The sequence below is a fragment of the Sphingobium sp. DC-2 genome, from assembly GCF_000722555.1.
Taxonomy (GTDB): Bacteria; Pseudomonadota; Alphaproteobacteria; order Sphingomonadales; family Sphingomonadaceae; genus Sphingobium; species Sphingobium quisquiliarum.
Map to the genome: position 1 here is coordinate 1 of NZ_JNAC01000162.1, position 16,173 is coordinate 16,173.

Below are 16,173 nucleotides of genomic sequence, written 5' to 3' on the forward strand. Positions count from 1 at the left end.
CAATCTCCGCCAAGCATGCTCAAGCTTCACGATTTTTGCAACAGAGCCGTCGAATCTCCATCCTTGCGTGTCTCATTTCGTGCCTGCCAGATTCTTCATCATCCCGCGTGGCCGACAGGTGCGCCCGCGACCAGCGCTTGTACGGCTCAGCCGTCATCCCCGAGAGTTAGCGCACGAACGCCACCGTGTCCCAGACAGGGGATCCGGTGCGTCTTGCCCCCCGCCGGCTCGGCCGTCAGCTTACACCATGCTTGATAATCCAGGGCTGCTGAGCGGGCGTGAGGCGTTGCGCCACCCCTCGCCAGTTCGGGGCTTGCCGTTAAGGGCCTTGGCTCACCTCCGATTCCTCCGCGCCGGGGCGATAGATGACAGCCGCTGCACATCTCTCCATAGAGGCCGACACCGACTGACACCCGTTGCGCCGACGCAAAATCCGGCCGCGCCCTTGGCAATCAGCCCGCTGGCACGGCGGTCGAACAGGTCAGTTGCTTGTCCGGCTTACAGATAGCGCCCGATCGCACTGCCCGGGCTCGGTCACGTCCTGAACTTCGGTGACGTTCAGGACGTGGCTGCGATCTCGATCGGTGGGCGGCCCAGCTTTTCGAGGGCGATCGCGTGACGGGCTAACCAACGACGGGATCTTTGACCCACCCCAAGGCATCGTGCAGCTCTGATATGTCGGCGTCGATGATCGCGTACAGGTCTTTATCTTCCTCGCGAAAGAACATGCGCGCCTTCGCTTCGTCTTCGGCAGGGGGAAGCATCGCTCCCAGGCGCTCCGGCCATTTCGCGTCTATGAATCTCATGAGCCGCTTCCAGGCCGCGGATCGGGTCTGATGGAGGCTCAGGACGGGAACGCCGTTTACTACAATCGCAAGGATCGTCACCTGCATGGTCACATACGCCCCCTCGATTTCGTCATGTTCGTGATGATCTTGCGGAGGAGGACAACGTCTAACCTCCTGGCAGCATGTTGTCGTGTTCTCGAGAACCCTCGCTAACCGGCCCGTCCGTCTGATGGCCTGCCATTCGAGCATTTCCTGTGAAGGCCAGTCCTGCAATCTCCCGCTTCCAACGCAAGCTGGGGAAGAAGGCGGGAACATGGGCCATGTACTGGCGGTAGCTATCGCCGTAGGTCGCGAGCGCGTATCTCTCCTCATGCTTAGCCAAACGAATGTACATCACCACCAGCACCGGAAACATGGCAAGCGTCAGAAGCGTCGGCCATTGTAGCAAGAAACCGAGCATGACGAGGATGAACCCTACGTATTGAGGGTGCCGCACCCGGGCGTAGACCCCCGTCATTGCCAATTCGTGTTTGCGCTGACTCGTGTGAAGCGCCGTCCACGCGATCGAGATTAGCCAAAAGCCTACACCAATCAGCACAAAGCTCGCGATGTGGAACGGGCCGAAATGCGGATTGATGCGCCAGCCGAACATCATTTCCAGGATGTGGCCAGCATCGTGGCTCCACCAGTCGACGCCGGGGAAATGCGACTGGAGCCACCCCGACAGCAGGAAGATGGTGAGCGGGAAGCCATACATTTCGGCGAAGAGCGCGACGATGAACGCACTGAACGCGCCGAAGCTGCGCCAGTCGCGCCGCGTTGCCGGCTTGAAGAAGCTGAACGCAAAGAGGATGAAAACGGCGGCATTGACCAGCGCGAGCCCCCACAGACCATAGCCATAGTCGGCGTGCGTCATCGCGACTCTCCTTCGATGCGGCCGTTGGGATTGGCCGGCAAGCCGGCGGGTGCCTGGCCGGGCTCATGGCCATGCTGATGCCCACCTTGGCCGTGGTGCATGAACAGGTGCATGAGCGGGCAGGCGAGCAGGATGAGATAGGGCAGCACACCCAGGAAGTGCGCGGTATGCTCGGTAATGAGGAAGAAGCTGGCGACGAGCAGGAAGCCGATCAGAACGATCTTGCCGCGCTTGCGCATGCGATGGTCATGTTCGCCCATATGCCGTTCTCTTCTAGTCAACGTCCAGCCTGCATAGGCTCGAGTCCAAGGAGCAAGGTATAAGTAGAGAGCGAAGTCCGAAGGGCATCGCGCAAGCATGGGTAAGGTGATCGATCGGATCGGCCACCGGTGTTCGCGCGACGCAACTGTCGGGAGCAGCAGTCGTGCTGCGGCTTTTGCGTATAGGCGTGCGGCGTCCGCGAATCAAAGCTGCGCTCACGAACATAATCGTGAGAGGCAGGCCCGCGTCCATGCACAAGAGAAAGAAACGGCACCATTCCCGCAACCAGTCCGGCGTGACCGTCCTCGAGCGCGAAGCAAGGATCGATCTGGCTAAGCGCCCGGCCGATGGTCTCGGCGTCGCCTTTCTCGGCGCATCGGGAACGGTCACAGGGTCGCGTTATCTGGTGGACGATGGTGAAACTCAGATCGTTGTCGATTCCGGCCTGTTTCAAGGACCCAGGGATCTGCGCCGCCTTAATTGGGCGCCAATTCCACCCGAAGTCGCCGATGTCGGCCAAGTCCTGCTGACCCACGCTCATCTCGATCACTCGGGCGCGCTACCGCGCATGGCGCGCCTGGGCTGGGACGGTACCGTCCTTGCCACCCGGGCGACCGCGGCCCTGTGCGAGCTCCTTCTTCCCGACAGCGGTCATCTGCAGGAAAAGGATGCGGAGTTCGCCAACCGGCACGGCTTCTCCAGGCACCAGCCGGCGCTGCCGCTCTACACCCAGGCTGACGCGCGTCTGGCATTGCAGCTCTTCCGGCCGATCGAGTTCGGAGCGTGGCATGCAGTCACGGACGGCATCAGGGTGCGCTATCATCGCGCCGGCCACATCCTCGGCGCGGCGTCGATCGAGATCGACTGGAAGGGGCGGACAATCCTCTTCTCAGGCGACATCGGCCGTTACGGCGATTCGGTGATGAAGGATCCCGAGCCGCCCGCGCGCGCCGACTATGTCCTGGTGGAATCGACCTATGGCGATCGGCGCCACGAGCAGGTCGATCCGACAAAGACGCTTGGAGATCATGTCGAACGATGCGTCGAGAGAGGAGGGACGGTGGTGATCCCGGCCTTCGCCGTGGGACGGGTCCAGTCGCTTCTCTATCATTTCTCGCGTCTGCGCGCGCAGGGACGCCTCCGCGACATCCCGATCTTCCTCGACAGCCCGATGGCGATCAACGCGAGCGGGCTGATGTGCGATTTCATGGACGAGCATCGCCTGGCCCGCGCCGAGTGCGAAGCGGCGTGCAGCGTCGCGCACTATGTGCGCGAAGTGGAGGAATCCAAGGAACTCACCGCCAACCCCGCCCCAAAGGTCATCATCTCGGCCAGCGGAATGGCAACGAGCGGCCGCGTGCTCCACCATCTCAAGCGCTTCGCGCCGGATGGGAAGAACCTCATCCTCTTCTCGGGCTTCCAGGCGGCGGGCACCCGCGGCGCCGCCATGATCGGCGGCGCCCGGACGATCAAGATCCACGGCGAGTATATCCCGGTCGAAGCCGAGGTCGCCAACCTGACGATGCTCTCGGCGCATGCCGACAGCGACGAGCTCATGCGCTGGCTCGGCTCGCTGCACGAGGCCCCGCGCCACGTCTATGTCACCCATGGCGAGCCGACCGGCGCCCACGTCCTGGCGAAGCGTGTCTCGGAGGAACTGGGCTGGGCATGCAGCGTACCGGCGCTGGGTAGCTGGGGCATGCTCGCGTGAAGCCCGGGATCATCGAGAACGCCGAAGCAGAGTCTGTCGCGACGACGCTGCGGGCACGCCGCATCGGCCTGTCGGGTGCCGGTAGCGATCTGATCGCGGTCATGCGCCACGACTGTCCCGTCTGCCGCTCGGAAGGTCTTGCGTCCCGCGCGCAGGTCGCGCTGCGCGCCGGCGGGCGGGAAATCGTCGTCTCGCTGCTGCACAGTTCCGCGGAGGCTCCAGCGCCCGGCGAGATCGGCCTCTCGGAATCCGCATGGCAGCGGCTCGGCGTCAGCGAGGGCGATCCGGTCGAGATCGCGCACGCCCAGCCTCTCGCCTCGCTCGCCGAAGTGCGTCGGCGTATCTATGGCAATCGTCTCAGTGACGGGGCTTTTTCAGCGATCATCACCGACATCGCCGAGCGACGCTATAGCGATGTCCATCTCTCGGCATTCGTCACGGCCTGCTCGGCGGTCCCGCTCGATACGGACGAAACGATCAGCCTGACCAGGGCGATGGTCGATGTCGGCGAGCGATTGCAGTGGCCCGGAACGGTCATCGTCGACAAGCATAGCGTCGGTGGATTGCCGGGCAATCGCACCACGCCGATCATCGTCTCGATCATGGCCGCGGAGGGCCTGATCATGCCCAAGACATCGTCGCGGGCGATCACCTCGCCGGCCGGCACGGCGGACACGATGGAGGTGCTGGCACCTGTCGACCTCGACGTTTCCGCAATCCGCAAGGTGGTCGAGCGCGAAGGCGGCTGCATCGCCTGGGGCGGCGCCGTCAATCTCAGCCCTGCCGACGACGTGATCATCGGCGTGGAGCGCGTGCTCGATATCGATGCCGTCGGGCAGATGGTCGCCTCGGTGCTGTCCAAGAAAGTCGCGGCCGGTGCGACCCATCTGGTCATCGACATCCCGGTCGGGCCGACCGCCAAGGTCCGCGGAGCCGCTGCCGCCGATACGCTCGAGCGCGCGCTGAGCTCGGTCGCCCAAGCCTTCGGGCTTCGCACGCGCGTGATGCGCGGCCCCGGCGCGGAGCCGATCGGACGGGGCATCGGTCCGGCGCTCGAGGCGCAGGATATCCTTGCCGTGCTCCAGGGGCAGCCTGGCGCCGAGGATCTCGCCCACCGGGCCTGCGAGCTGGCGGGAGGACTGCTTGAGCTCGCGGACGCGGCCCCGGCCGGCGAAGGCTATGCGCGTGCGCGGGCGTGCCTCGAAAGCGGCCGGGCCTGGGCCAAGTTCCAACGTATCTGCGAAGCGCAGGGCGGCATGCGGGCTCCACCGGTCGCCCGGTTCCAACAGGATATGATCGCTCCCTATAGCGGCCGCCTGGTGAGTATCGACAATCGCAAGCTCGCGACGGTCGCGAAGCTTGCCGGCGCGCCGATGGCCAAGGCCGCCGGCGTCGCGCTGCAGTGTCGGCTGAACCAGATGGTGGATGCCGGGGCTCCCTTGAGCACCATTCATGCCGAGAGCCCGGGCGAGCTCGATTATGCGGCGGCCTATGCGGTGAGCGACGGGCCGATCTTCGGGATTGAAGCGCTATGAACCGTCCCGTGCTGTTCGCGCTGTCTGGCAGCGAGGCCCTGGCACAGCCGCTATCCGCCGCACTCGATGCAGAGGTCGGCACGATCGAGCATCGTCAGTTTCCCGACGGGGAAACCTATCTCAGGGTCGTAAGCGACATCAGCGACCGCGACGTCATCCTGCTGTGCAGTCTCGATCATCCGGACGCCAAGCTGTTGCCGCTGCTGTTCGCAGCCGACACCGCGCGCGATCTGGGCGCTCGCAGGATCGGGCTCGTCGCCCCCTACCTCGCTTACATGCGCCAGGACATTCGCTTCCATGCCGGCGAGGCGGTGACGTCGCGAACCTTTGCCGCGATCCTGTCCCGCCATCTCGACTGGCTGGTGACGGTCGATCCGCATCTCCACCGCTATCATGCGTTGTCGGAAATCTACCGCATCCCGACCCAGGTTGTTCATGCTGCGCGGCTTCTGGCCTCGTGGATCAAGCGCAATGTCGCTCGTCCGCTGATCATCGGTCCGGACCTGGAAAGCGAACAGTGGGTCTCGCAGGTGGCGGCCGATGCCGATGCTCCGTTTCTCGTGTGCGAGAAAATCCGGTCCGGCGACCGTGACGTCACCATCTCGATTCCGAATGCCCCAGCGTTTCTCGATCGCCAGCCGGTGCTGGTCGACGATATCGCCTCATCCGGCCGGACCCTCGCCGAGGCGGCGCGCCAGCTGGTCGGCATGGGGTTCGCGCGACCGGATTGCGTGGTCGTGCATCCGCTTTTCGCCGGCGATGCAGCGCAAGTCCTGGGTGGGCTCGTCGAGAGGATCGTGAGCACGAACGCTGTTGCGCATACCTCTAATGATATCGACGTGATGCCGGCGATTGCGGAGGCCGTTCGTCACGGAATTTGAACGGTGCGCTGCGCGTCAGTTCTTCAGTACTCAATGCTCAATGCACGATGAAAACGAACGCCCGGCAAACGCCGGGCGCATTCCCATCCATTGACCCTACACGAGCCCGAACCAATCTTCCGGGAACTTCGCTTTCGGAGAAAGTCGCGGCAGGAAAGGAGGATATGTCATGTCGCACACACGCTCTTTCCTTGATCCCTTCATCGTTGCTCGGACCCGCAGCTTGAGCCCGAAGTGAAGCCCGCCATCCTTGCATCCTGGGCGTCCGATCGCTCCGCCGTCGAGGGCCAACCGGCCCTCCGTCGCCCGCCAGCATCCCGGTGCCGGTCGACGATGTGATGGCAGCGCTGCGCTGGCTCGATCGCGCTGAGCGCGGCGCGGGCCTGGCATCCTTGGTTCGTCAGGAACAACCCGGTATCGGTGCCATCCTCGCCGGGAATATCGAAACTGCGACACGGAAGGCGGGCGATCTCTGCGATGATCAGCCTTCGATCTCAAAACCCTATGATCACCGGTTCGTGCTGAATCGGATTCGCCGTGCCGTAGCGGCGCGCGAGCGGAGCTGCGATCCGCCCCGGACATCGGCGTTACGGCGCGCTGCTGACACAGAATAGCGATTATCAGCTTCTTGCCATGACAACATGACGCGTCGAGCTTAGGAGCAACCAGCGCGCTCATCCCCCAAGAGGCGTGCCCACTCCCGGCGGCAGCGTCTTGCGGCGCCTTGCCGCCGGGAGACCAGAGGGAGCGCCGCCCCGTTCGCAAGAGCGGTCATCTCGCAAAGTTCGGCACATGATGCCGGGTCGCTTACCCCCCTCTCGCCGAGCACCTGCCTTGCCTGTTGTGATGCGGCGGTATTTCGGCCTTGACCTTGGACCATGGTCCTACCCGTAGAAGGTCTCCCCTTTGAAGCTGTGCCCGCTGGGGTGCGCAGCAATGCCAACACGTCCGGGGGGCCATGGAGAGCAAGCGCGTCGTTCATGTCATTGATGACGAAGAAACAATCAGGAAAGCTGTAGGATTCACATTAAGGACAGCGGGATTTGCCGTCGAGACCTATGGCTCGGGAGTCGACTTTCTGAAAATTGCAGATGAAGCTGAAAGAGGTAGCATCGTTCTCGACATGCACATGCCGGACATGAACGGTCTACAGGTTCAGGCAGCGCTGACGCAGATGGATATAAGCATGCCAGTCGTGATGCTGACCGGCAACGGAGACATTGCGCTTGCTGTCCAAGCGATGAAGGCGGGTGCTGTCGATTTCCTGGCCAAACCTATCGAACGGGCGCTGCTGCTCGATGCGATAGACCGAGCGTTCGCGCGCATCGACACGGCCGAGGGGCGCGCTCTCGAAGAAGCCGAGGCATGCCGACAGGTCGATCTACTGACACCGCGCGAACGGGATGTTCTCGAAGGCCTTGCGCAAGGCCTTCCGAACAAGACCATCGCCTATGATCTGGGCATTTCTTCACGGACGGTCGAAGTCCATCGCGCGAGCATCATGTCCAAGCTTGGAGTCCGTACCCTTGCCGAAACCTTGCGGATCGCCTTTGCGGCTGGAATGGGAAGGCCGCTGTAGGTAAAGGCGGCCAGGGCTGCTGCGGTTGAATCTCTGCGTGTCACCTGATGGCGCGGACATAGTGCCTGCCGGGATGCATCGACGTTGTTCATCAGCTTTTGGCGGAATTTTCGTGAGCCCAGGCGAAGGGTCGCGCTTGATTGCTATCGCGAAAGGAGATGAAACTCTTCCAACAGCTGGGCGATCTCTGTGCCTTCAAGCTTCTTCATCAACAGCTTGCGCAGGAAGGACGGGCCGGGAATGTCGATCCCTTTGCCATCCCTGAGCGGCCCGATTGTGGCCAGAAGCGTGCGGATATCATAGGTTGAGTTGAACACTTCCGGCACGCCCCGTTCGACCTTCATCAGCGTGTAGACGGCCTCCATCGGCGTGCGCACCGAATATTCCGTCGTGAAGATACAATCACGCTGCTTCGACTCGGCAAACTGGCCGACAAAGGCGAAGTTGACCGCGCCCTCGGGCACCACGTCCGGCCGGTCGCCGGCCTGGCGCGGCATGAAGAAGGCGGTGATGTAGGGCATCATCACCGGCACGGTCGTCGCCCCCGTCGCGGCGAGCCCAGGAATATCCTCGACCGGCACGCCGAGATGATAGAGCCATTCTTGCGTGATCTCCTCGCCCGTACAGTCCTGCATCGGCTTCTTCACATAGTCGCCGGGTCGGTCGACGAACAAGGCATAGAACCAGGCGACGATCTGGTCCTTCGGCTGCTTCCTGAAGTGGGGTTGCCGGCTCACCGTCCAGCTCAGCAGCCAGCTCGAGTCCTTGACCGTGATGATGCCGCCGGTCACCACCGTGCCGCTGAACGGATCGCGCCTGGCGATCTTGCGAATGTACGCCGGAATGCGCGCGTCGAGCGTGGTGATGGTCGCCGACGCCCATTTGGTTTCCGGGATATGGGATCCAAACACGTCGGGACGACCAAAGGCCGGGTCCTTGGCCGCGATCCGGCGCCACAGGTCCCAGGCCGGCGCCGGCCCCTCATTCAGCCTGGCCGGTGTATGATGATCGCCATTGTCGGAATTCTCGGTCAGCGATCCGATGGTGATGAAGACGAGGTCGTCGGCGCCGAGATCGACGCCGCCTTCGACCCCGTTTTCGATCCAGGCAATCCGGGTCGCCTGTTTGCGGCCGGGCCGGATGTCGAAATCGACGTCGGTGACCTCGACGCCGTAGCGAAACCTGACGCCGCGATCCTGCAGCCAGTTGACCAGCGGCAGGACCATCGATTCATATTGATTGTAGCGGTTGAACTTGAGTGAGGAGAAATCCGCCAGACTGCCGATATGGTGGATGAAGCGATGGAGATAGAGCTTCATCTCAAGCGCGGAATGCCATTCCTCGAAGGCGAACATGGTGCGCCAGTAGAGCCAGAAGTTGCTCCTGAGGAAATCATCGCCGAAGACTTCGTTGATCCGCTTGTTCTCCATCTCCTCCCGCGTCGCGAGGAAGACGGAGATCAGATCTCTTCGCGCGCGATCGCTGAGTGTCAGCAAAGCCTTGTCAGGCACATCCTGGCCCTGGTTCTGCGTGACGCGCTGCAGCGAAAAATTCGGATCGTCCTTGTTGAGCCGGTAGAATTCGTCGAGCACACTCGCATCCTCGATCTCCAGCGAAGGGATCGAGCGATAGAGATCCCAGAGGCATTCGAAATGCTCCTCCATCTCGCGCCCTCCGCGGATGACGAACCCCTTTTCGGGGACGTCGAGGCCGTCGAGCGCGCCGCCGGGAACATGCAGCTCCTCAAGGATGGTAATACGCTCGCCGGCGACGCCGCCGTCGCGGATCAGGAACGCCGCGCCCGCTAGTCCCGCAAGACCCGAGCCGACGAACCAGGCCGTCTTCCTGTCAGCGCCCTCAGGTTTGCGGGGGCGCACGAAAGCTTCGTAGTTTCCGCTACTATAGTGCATGGCGAACTCCCTCTTCGATCCCGACGACAATGGCGGTTCTGCGGTTTCTTGCTGAACAGCAGAAGTGCCTGCCCTGCATTCATTCTCGCCGATGTCGCCCGCCGCTCAGTTCGACGACTTCACTGGTGATCTGATCCTGACGCGTGAGGCGCTCCTCGAGGCGCAGGGCCTCGCCCTTGCGATCGATGTGGCTGCGGGCGGTCGCCATGGTGCGCAGCCGTGCCTCATTCTCGGCGACGAACGTCTCGACCGCAGCCGCGCAGATCTGGGCGAAGACATATTCCGCGGTCAGGTCGCCGATAAGGTCCGCCGCGTTGATATTGACGAGCGGCGGCAAATCCGCCGTGGACGCGGGGAAAGTGTCGAGGTCGAGCGGCAGGAGGCTCGCGCGCACGATCGAGACGCCCTTGCCGCTGCTCCAGACCGGATAAGCCATGGTGATGGGCACCGCGCCGGTCTCGTCCAGATAGTCGTACAGCGCGTCGATGATGCTTGTCGCGAGTGCGGGCAGCGCATCGGCCTTGCTCGGCATGCTCGCGCTCCATGCGATGCGCAGACCGCGCTCGGTCGCAAGCGTGGCCGTGCGCGCGCCAATCAGAAGAATATGCCTGTCCTGCATGTCGGCCGCGGCGCCGTCGAGCAGCTGCTCCGGAAAGGCCCCGGCAAAGCCTTGCTCCGCACCGAACAGGATAAGGCCGCCTCTCGCACCACCGACCGCCCGCGCCGGAAAACGCGCCAGTGGCTCGTCAAGGCGGCGCGCCTGGCCAATGGCGGTGCGGGCGATCTCCGCATAGCGTCGCACCGCGGGCAGCAGCGCGCGCGCCTGCTGCGCCCGCTGCGCGGCGATGCCCTGCATGGCGTTGACCACCGCACCGAGCTGGCGGACGGTCTCGATCCGGTGGCCGATCTCGGCGAGGCGATCGCTCATGATGCAGAACCGGCCGGCTGGCTTTCGATCAGCGCTTTCACCGTCGTTATCAGAGCGGACCGCTGCGCGGTGTCGATCTGTCCAGTCCGCTCGATCTGCGCGCATAGATCGGGGACGTGATCGTCGATCCAGGCGGGCAGCCGCGCGCGGAGCGACGGTATCTCCGAGACCACCATGCCATCGAGCAACCCTTCGCCGAGCGCCACGGCCAGCGCCACCTGGTCGACGACCCGTAGGGGACTCGACAGCGGTTGCACGAGCAAGGCGCGCAAGCGCTTGCCCCGTTCGATCTGGGCGCGGACACGCGGCTCGGGCTGCTCGCCGAAGCGGGTGAACATCTCGAGCTCGAGGAACTGCGCATAGTCGAGGCGCATGGTCCCGCTCGCGTCGCGCAGGACGCGAAGCTGCGTCTTGCCGCCGACCCGGCTCACGCTCGTGCCCACGTCGATGGCGGGCTTGTGCCCCTGCGCGAACAGCTTCGCGTCGAGAATGATCTGACCGTCGGTGATCGAGATCAGATTGGTCGGAATATAGGCGCTGACGTTGCCGGCATCGGTCTCCGCGATCGGCAGAGCCGTGAGCGAACCGCCCCCCTTCTCCGTCGAGAGACGCGCCGCACGTTCGAGCAGGCGGGAATGGAGGAAGAAGACGTCGCCTGGATAGGCCTCGCGCCCGGGCGGCTGTCCGATCAGCAGGGCGATCTCGCGATGGGTCGCGGCATGCTTGGTGAGATCGTCGAGCACCACCACCGCATGGCCGCCACCATCCCGAAAATACTCGGCCATCGTGAAGCCCGCGAACGGCGCGATCCATTGCAGCCCCGGCGCCGCGGCGGGGCTCGCCACGACGAAGATGGTGCGATCCGGCGCGCCATGCCGCCGCACCTGATCGACCACGCGCGCGACCGCCGAGCTTTTCTGGCCGATCGCGACATAGACGCAGATCATGTCGCTGGTGCGCTGGTTGATGATCGTGTCGACCGCGAGCGCCGTCTTGCCGGTGGCGCGGTCACCGAGAATGAGTTCGCGCTGCCCCCGGCCGATGGCGAACATCGCATCGATTGCGAGCGTGCCGGTCTGCACCGGCTGGACGACGAGGTCGCGTTCGATGATCGCCGGCGCCGGCCGTTCGACAGGATCGAAGCGCCTGGCCCGGATCGGCGCGCCCCCATCGAGCGGACGGCCGAGCGGATCGACGACTCGGCCAAGCAATGCCTCGCCAACCGGCACGCGCACCACCTCGCCCGAGCCGGTTACGGTGTCTCCTGCCTCCACCTGTGCGGCATCGTCGAGCAGCACGCAGCCAATCCGGTCCCGGTCGAGCGTGTGGACGAATCCGGTCTGGCCCCGGGCGAGATAGAGCAATTCGTCGAGGCGCGAGTCCGGAAGGCCCGAGACCATGGCAACGCCGTCGCCGATCGATTCCACCCGGCCAATTGCATCGACACGCGGCCCGAGATTGGCGCGCGCGATGCAGCTCTGGGCCTGCGTCAGCCAGTCTTCAGGCGATCCGGGCATGATTGTCCTCATTGAGGCTCTCCACCATGGCGTCGAGATCGGCGCGCCAGCTGTTGCGCACGACGGCGTGGGGCGTGCGAAGCTCCGCGCCGGCGATGAGATCTGGATCGACCGCGAAAATCGGGGTCGCGGTATCCGGCAGGATTTCGCCAAGCGCGCGCGCTACCTGCGTCTGCAGATCGGCCGTCAGCGGCGCGGGCGTCGCGACGGTGACGGGCCCGGCGGCCGCCAGGCTGAGGCGATCCGCCTCGGAAAGGTCCCCGAGCCGCGCCTTGAGCGCGTCGACCATGGCCTGCACCGTCTGCTCGGGCGGGAGACGAGCGAGCAACGTGCCTGCCATCGAGGCGGCGAGGCTCGCTGCCTTTTCCCGCCACTGCGCCGCCACCCGCCCGCGTTCGGCATCGATCGCCGCATGGCCTTGCTCGACGACGGCGTCCGCCTCGAGCCTGGCCTGCGCGAGGAGGCGCTGGCGCTCCGCTTCGGCCTCGGTCCGGATCTCGGCGCGGCGAGCCGCCGCATCCGCGACGAAGCCGTCATTCTGCGTCTTGAGCGCCTGCGCTTCGGCCTGTGCCCGGTCCTTTGCCTCCCGCGCTTCGTCGAGCAGCGCCTGGGCCGATGCCTGGCGGGCAGCGATGGCATCCATCACCGGACGGAACAGGAAGCGTCCGAGCAGCCACACGAGGATGAGGACATTGACCGCCTGCAGCGCGAGCGTCCACCAGTCGATCCGCATGTCAGGCGAACGGGTTGGCGAAGAGCAGCAGCAGCGCAATCACGAGGCAGTAGATCGCCATCGTCTCGATCATCGCGAGGCCCACGAACAGCGTGCGCGAGATGGTGTTGGCGGCTTCGGGCTGGCGCGCGATCGCGTCCATCGCGGCGGCGACGGCCCTGCCCTGCCCGAGCGCCGGGGCGATTGCGCCGATCGAGATCGCGAAAGCGCCGCCGAGGATGCTGGCGAGATGGATCCAGTTCATGCGGGGGACTCCTGTTTGGATGGCGGGCGGGCGCCGTTCTCGCTGATAGCGCTGCCGATAAAGACCATGGCGAGCGCGCCGAAAATGTAGGCCTGGACCGCGCCGGTCAGCATTTCGAGCGCCATCAGCGGGATCGGGACGAGCAGCCCGGCCAGGCTCAGCACGACGCCGATCATGAAGACACCGCTCATGACGTTGCCGAACAGGCGCACCATCAGCGAGAAGCTGCGGGTGAAGAGCTCGACGATATTGAGCGGGGCGAGCAGGATCGAGGGGCGCGCGAAGGTCGCGAGATAGGCCCTGGGCCCGAGCGCGCGGACGCCGAACCAGAGCGTCGCGCCGAAGACGATCAGCGCCAGCGCCGCGTCGGTTTCGAGGGTCGCGGTCGGCGGCTCGACGCCGGGGATCAGCGACGACCAGTTGGCGACCAGCAGGAACAGGAACAGCGTGCCGATCAGCGGCAGATAACGCCGCGGCTCCGCCTCCATCGTCTCGCGGATCTGGCCGGCGACGGTCTCGACGACCAGCTCGAGCGCCGCTTGGGCTCGGGTTGGGCGTAACGCAAGGCGGCGGGTCAGCAGCCAGCTTCCGATTGTAAGGACGGCCATGATGCCCCAGGTCGTGGCGACCGGCTGGCTGATCGGCACCGGACCGATCGCGAACAGCACATGGCTTTCAAGTGGTGACGCGAATATCATCGGGCGCCTCCGAGCCGGTGGAGCATGATCTGGCGCCCGCCCATGAAGCCGGTTGTTGCGGCAAGAAGCGCCGGCCACCCTTGCCGGCTGGCGATGACAAGAACCAGAATAGTGACGGCGAGGCGCCCGAGCCTGAGCAGGATCGCGCGCGATGCCGGGCCGCCATGGGTGACGAGGTCGGCTTCTCTGGCGATGGCCGCGAAATGGGCGAGGCCGACCGCAAATCCGAGGGCCAGGAACAGGATGGGGGAGAGCTGGCTCATTGCCGGTGCATCCAGCGCCAGCCCGACCAGCAGCCGAGGGCGAGCCCGACGAGCAGGAGCGGCGCGGTCCAGAAGATGCCGCTATCCAGCCGGTGGTCGAGCCAGCGGCCGATCGCGAGACCGACCAGCGCGGGCAGGACGATCTGCCAGCCGAGCACGCCGATCTGGCCGAGATTGCGGGCGACGGAAGGAAGCCGCTGCGCAAGCCGCCGCCGTTCCGCGCGGGTCCGGATGGCTTCGACGATCGGCTGCTCGGGCTTGTCCGTGCTCACAGGCCGATCTCCCGGCCACCACCCTGCAGGGCCTCGACCATATGGCGGATCGCCTGCATCCTGAGCTTCGCCGACGCGGTCCGTTCGGATCGTTCGCCCTCGTCGCGCTCGCGGTAGCGCGCGAGCACGTCATGCTCGAGCGTTCCAAGGTCATCGCCGACATGGCCTTCGCGCGTCGCGACCGCGACCTCCGTGCCGTGGCTCACGGTCAGAATGCCGTTGCGCACCGCGCAATAGCCGGGAGCGCCATCGGGGCCGCGCCAGGAGACGATCGAGACGCCAAGCGCGGTCAGGAAATCGGCATGGCCCGACAGGATGCCGAAACTGCCGCTGGCATCCTCGGCGCGAACCGACGCGACATCGGCGTCGACGAGGATCGCGGTCGGATCGGTGATGCGCAGCTTCATGCGCCCTGCCCCACGCGAGAGCGTGCCTCTTCAATATCGCCCACCATGTAGAAGGCGCTTTCGGGCCAGTCGTCGGTCTCGCCCGACAGGATGGCCGCGACGCCCTTCAGGGTATCAGCCAGCGCCACCGAGCGGCCGGCCTGTCCGGTGAAGGCCTGGGTCACCATGAAAGGCTGGGTCAGGAAGCGCTGGAGCCGCCGCGCCCTGCCGACGATCAGCCGGTCTTCGCGGCCCAGTTCCTCGATGCCGAGCAGCGAGATGATGTCCTGGAGCTCGCGATAATGCGCGATCGTCTCGCGGGCCTGCTGGGCGAGCGCGTAATGATGATCGCCCACGACCTGCGGATCGAGCAGGATCGACGAGGACCCCAAGGGATCGACCGCGGGATAGATGCCTTCGGCCGCCATGGCGCGCGAGAGCAGAATGGAACTGTCGAGATGGGCGGAGATGGCGGTGACTGCCGGGTCGGTGAAATCGTCGGCGGGCACATAGACCGCCTCGATCGCGGTCACCGCAGCCCCATGCACAGAGGCGATGCGCTCCTGCAGCGCGGCCACCTCGCTGGCCAGTGCCGGCCTGGACGAAGCGGAACACATTATCCATGAGCAGCAGGACGTTGCGCTTCTGCTCGTCGCGGAAATGTTCGGCGATGGTGAGCGCGGTCAGCCCGACCCGCCAGCGCGCGCCCGGCGGCTCGTTCATCTGCCCGAAAACGAGCACGGTCTTGTCGATCACACCCGAGCCGCGCATGTCGGTGAGCAGCTCATGGCCCTCGCGCGATCGCTCGCCGATGCCCGCGAACACTGAGACACCCTCGTAGCGGGCGACCATCGCGTTGATGAGTTCCATCACCAGCACGGTCTTGCCCACCCCCGCGCCCCCGAACATGGCGGCCTTGCCGCCCTGGGCAAGCGGTGCGAGCAGATCGATGACCTTGATGCCGGTCTCGAACATCGCCGTCGCCGCGCTCTGCTCGTCGAGCGGTGGGGGTGCGCGATGGATCGGCCTCAATGGCACATCCGGTCCGAGCGGCGCGCCGCCGTCCCCCACCTGCCCGGTCGGCGTAAGGAGCCGCCCAAGAACCTTGTCTCCGACCGGAACCGCGATGGGTGCGCCTAAGGCCACCACGCCGACATTGCGCGCCAGACCGGAGGTCGGCTGAAGCGCGACGGCGCGGACGGTCCGATCATCAATATGGCTCTGCACTTCCGCGACCAGCGGGCCTGACGCCGCATCGATGCGCAGTGCTTCATTGACTGCGGGCAGCGGCCCTTCGTCGAACTCGACATCGAGGACGGGACCGCGGAGCGCCGCAATCCGGCCGAGCCTGGCTATGGACGGTATCACGCCCATGCCGGTTGCCGGGTCAGACCATAATCATGCCCGACCGTGCCGCGATCATGACGGGACGGGTAGAAGTCGCTGCCCGCGGGCACGACATGGACGACAAGCCAAAAGTGCATTGGCTGAGCGTCGCAGGCAAGCCGCAGATTCGGCATACGTAGAGTTACCGATTCTCTCTGATTCAGC

17 protein-coding genes and 1 pseudogene are annotated in these 16,173 nt (G+C 65.0%); 5 read left to right on the plus strand and 13 right to left on the minus strand.

The features are described 5' to 3' along the window. Positions 1–623: 623 nt before the first annotated feature. From ET21_RS0123515 to ET21_RS0123525, 3 genes are read right to left on the minus strand one after another with little or no spacing between them, the layout of a single operon-like run. Positions 624–899, minus strand: coding sequence for a hypothetical protein (locus ET21_RS0123515; RefSeq protein WP_030541607.1), 276 nt, complete (start codon positions 897–899; stop codon positions 624–626). Positions 900–954: 55 nt separating this feature from the next. After that, positions 955–1,704, minus strand: a complete 750-nt coding sequence (locus ET21_RS0123520; RefSeq protein WP_021245240.1) for an isoprenylcysteine carboxylmethyltransferase family protein — start codon at positions 1,702–1,704, stop codon at positions 955–957. Beyond that, positions 1,701–1,943, minus strand: coding sequence for a DUF2933 domain-containing protein (locus ET21_RS0123525; RefSeq protein WP_302621747.1), 243 nt, complete (start codon positions 1,941–1,943; stop codon positions 1,701–1,703). Before ET21_RS0123525 ends, ET21_RS0123520 begins: the two co-directional genes overlap by 4 nt. 272 nt (positions 1,944–2,215) lie before the next feature. On the opposite strand from ET21_RS0123525, the gene ET21_RS0123530 reads away from it, so the two are divergent. The 5 genes from ET21_RS0123530 to ET21_RS0123550 all read left to right on the plus strand — a co-directional run bounded on the left by ET21_RS0123530 (position 2,216) and on the right by ET21_RS0123550 (position 7,671). Further along, on the plus strand, positions 2,216–3,676 hold the full coding sequence (locus tag ET21_RS0123530) for an MBL fold metallo-hydrolase RNA specificity domain-containing protein (protein WP_193378993.1): 1,461 nt from the start codon (positions 2,216–2,218) through the stop codon (positions 3,674–3,676). After that, the gene (locus ET21_RS0123535; protein WP_030541610.1) at positions 3,673–5,211 is read left to right on the plus strand and encodes a thymidine phosphorylase family protein; all 1,539 of its coding nucleotides are present in this window, start codon (positions 3,673–3,675) and stop codon (positions 5,209–5,211) included. The genes ET21_RS0123530 and ET21_RS0123535 overlap by 4 nt, the downstream gene beginning before the upstream one ends. Continuing rightward, on the plus strand, positions 5,208–6,092 hold the full coding sequence (locus ET21_RS0123540; RefSeq protein ID WP_030541611.1) for a ribose-phosphate pyrophosphokinase: 885 nt from the start codon (positions 5,208–5,210) through the stop codon (positions 6,090–6,092). The genes ET21_RS0123535 and ET21_RS0123540 overlap by 4 nt, the downstream gene beginning before the upstream one ends. Before the next feature lie 320 nt (positions 6,093–6,412). Beyond that, positions 6,413–6,706: a hypothetical protein gene (locus tag ET21_RS28860; protein WP_021245236.1), complete on the plus strand. Its 294-nt coding sequence runs from the start codon at positions 6,413–6,415 to the stop codon at positions 6,704–6,706. Positions 6,707–7,050: 344 nt separating this feature from the next. Further along, a complete protein-coding gene (locus ET21_RS0123550) occupies positions 7,051–7,671 on the plus strand; it encodes a response regulator transcription factor (protein ID WP_030541612.1) in 621 nt (206 codons plus the stop codon). A gap of 143 nt (positions 7,672–7,814) precedes the next feature. On the opposite strand, the gene ET21_RS0123555 is transcribed toward ET21_RS0123550, so the two are convergent. The 10 genes and pseudogenes from ET21_RS0123555 to atpD form a co-directional block, all read right to left on the minus strand. Then, positions 7,815–9,581, minus strand: a complete 1,767-nt coding sequence (locus ET21_RS0123555) for an oleate hydratase (RefSeq protein ID WP_030541613.1) — start codon at positions 9,579–9,581, stop codon at positions 7,815–7,817. A 79-nt stretch (positions 9,582–9,660) separates the two neighbouring features. Beyond that, positions 9,661–10,509 carry a F0F1 ATP synthase subunit gamma gene (locus ET21_RS0123560; protein WP_030541614.1) on the minus strand — a complete coding sequence of 283 codons (849 nt, stop codon included), beginning with the start codon at positions 10,507–10,509 and terminating at the stop codon, positions 9,661–9,663. Beyond that, on the minus strand, positions 10,506–12,026 hold the full coding sequence (locus ET21_RS0123565; RefSeq protein ID WP_030541615.1) for a F0F1 ATP synthase subunit alpha: 1,521 nt from the start codon (positions 12,024–12,026) through the stop codon (positions 10,506–10,508). The genes ET21_RS0123560 and ET21_RS0123565 overlap by 4 nt, the downstream gene beginning before the upstream one ends. Next, positions 12,010–12,759 carry a hypothetical protein gene (locus ET21_RS0123570; protein WP_030541616.1) on the minus strand — a complete coding sequence of 250 codons (750 nt, stop codon included), beginning with the start codon at positions 12,757–12,759 and terminating at the stop codon, positions 12,010–12,012. Before ET21_RS0123570 ends, ET21_RS0123565 begins: the two co-directional genes overlap by 17 nt. A 1-nt stretch (position 12,760) precedes the next feature. Continuing rightward, a complete protein-coding gene (locus ET21_RS0123575) occupies positions 12,761–13,003 on the minus strand; it encodes a F0F1 ATP synthase subunit C (protein WP_030541617.1) in 243 nt (80 codons plus the stop codon). Further along, positions 13,000–13,701 (minus strand): F0F1 ATP synthase subunit A, encoded by a 702-nt coding sequence (locus ET21_RS0123580; protein WP_030541618.1) that lies wholly within the window; start codon positions 13,699–13,701, stop codon positions 13,000–13,002. Before ET21_RS0123580 ends, ET21_RS0123575 begins: the two co-directional genes overlap by 4 nt. Then, a complete protein-coding gene (locus ET21_RS0123585; protein WP_017501319.1) occupies positions 13,698–13,964 on the minus strand; it encodes an ATP synthase subunit I in 267 nt (88 codons plus the stop codon). The genes ET21_RS0123580 and ET21_RS0123585 overlap by 4 nt, the downstream gene beginning before the upstream one ends. Further along, positions 13,961–14,236 (minus strand): AtpZ/AtpI family protein, encoded by a 276-nt coding sequence (locus tag ET21_RS0123590; RefSeq protein ID WP_030541619.1) that lies wholly within the window; start codon positions 14,234–14,236, stop codon positions 13,961–13,963. The genes ET21_RS0123585 and ET21_RS0123590 overlap by 4 nt, the downstream gene beginning before the upstream one ends. Continuing rightward, entirely contained in the window at positions 14,233–14,643 is a 411-nt protein-coding gene (locus ET21_RS0123595; RefSeq protein ID WP_030541620.1) for a F0F1 ATP synthase subunit epsilon, read from the minus strand. Before ET21_RS0123595 ends, ET21_RS0123590 begins: the two co-directional genes overlap by 4 nt. Then, a pseudogene (atpD, locus tag ET21_RS26255) lies at positions 14,640–15,996 on the minus strand (F0F1 ATP synthase subunit beta). Before atpD ends, ET21_RS0123595 begins: the two are co-directional and overlap by 4 nt. Between the last annotated feature and the right edge of the window lie 177 nt (positions 15,997–16,173).

Coding starts and splice junctions, on each gene's coding strand:
- ET21_RS0123580 (WP_030541618.1), bottom strand. CDS start 13,701: ATGATATTCGCGTCACCACTTGAAAGCCATGTGCTGTTCGCGATCGGT.
- ET21_RS0123595 (WP_030541620.1), bottom strand. CDS start 14,643: ATGAAGCTGCGCATCACCGATCCGACCGCGATCCTCGTCGACGCCGAT.
- ET21_RS0123575 (WP_030541617.1), bottom strand. CDS start 13,003: ATGAACTGGATCCATCTCGCCAGCATCCTCGGCGGCGCTTTCGCGATC.
- ET21_RS0123550 (WP_030541612.1), top strand. CDS start 7,051: ATGGAGAGCAAGCGCGTCGTTCATGTCATTGATGACGAAGAAACAATC.
- ET21_RS0123560 (WP_030541614.1), bottom strand. CDS start 10,509: ATGAGCGATCGCCTCGCCGAGATCGGCCACCGGATCGAGACCGTCCGC.
- ET21_RS0123570 (WP_030541616.1), bottom strand. CDS start 12,759: ATGCGGATCGACTGGTGGACGCTCGCGCTGCAGGCGGTCAATGTCCTC.
- ET21_RS0123520 (WP_021245240.1), bottom strand. CDS start 1,704: ATGACGCACGCCGACTATGGCTATGGTCTGTGGGGGCTCGCGCTGGTC.
- ET21_RS0123530 (WP_193378993.1), top strand. CDS start 2,216: ATGCACAAGAGAAAGAAACGGCACCATTCCCGCAACCAGTCCGGCGTG.
- ET21_RS0123525 (WP_302621747.1), bottom strand. CDS start 1,943: ATGCGCAAGCGCGGCAAGATCGTTCTGATCGGCTTCCTGCTCGTCGCC.
- ET21_RS0123565 (WP_030541615.1), bottom strand. CDS start 12,026: ATGCCCGGATCGCCTGAAGACTGGCTGACGCAGGCCCAGAGCTGCATC.
- ET21_RS0123540 (WP_030541611.1), top strand. CDS start 5,208: ATGAACCGTCCCGTGCTGTTCGCGCTGTCTGGCAGCGAGGCCCTGGCA.
- ET21_RS0123585 (WP_017501319.1), bottom strand. CDS start 13,964: ATGAGCCAGCTCTCCCCCATCCTGTTCCTGGCCCTCGGATTTGCGGTC.
- ET21_RS0123555 (WP_030541613.1), bottom strand. CDS start 9,581: ATGCACTATAGTAGCGGAAACTACGAAGCTTTCGTGCGCCCCCGCAAA.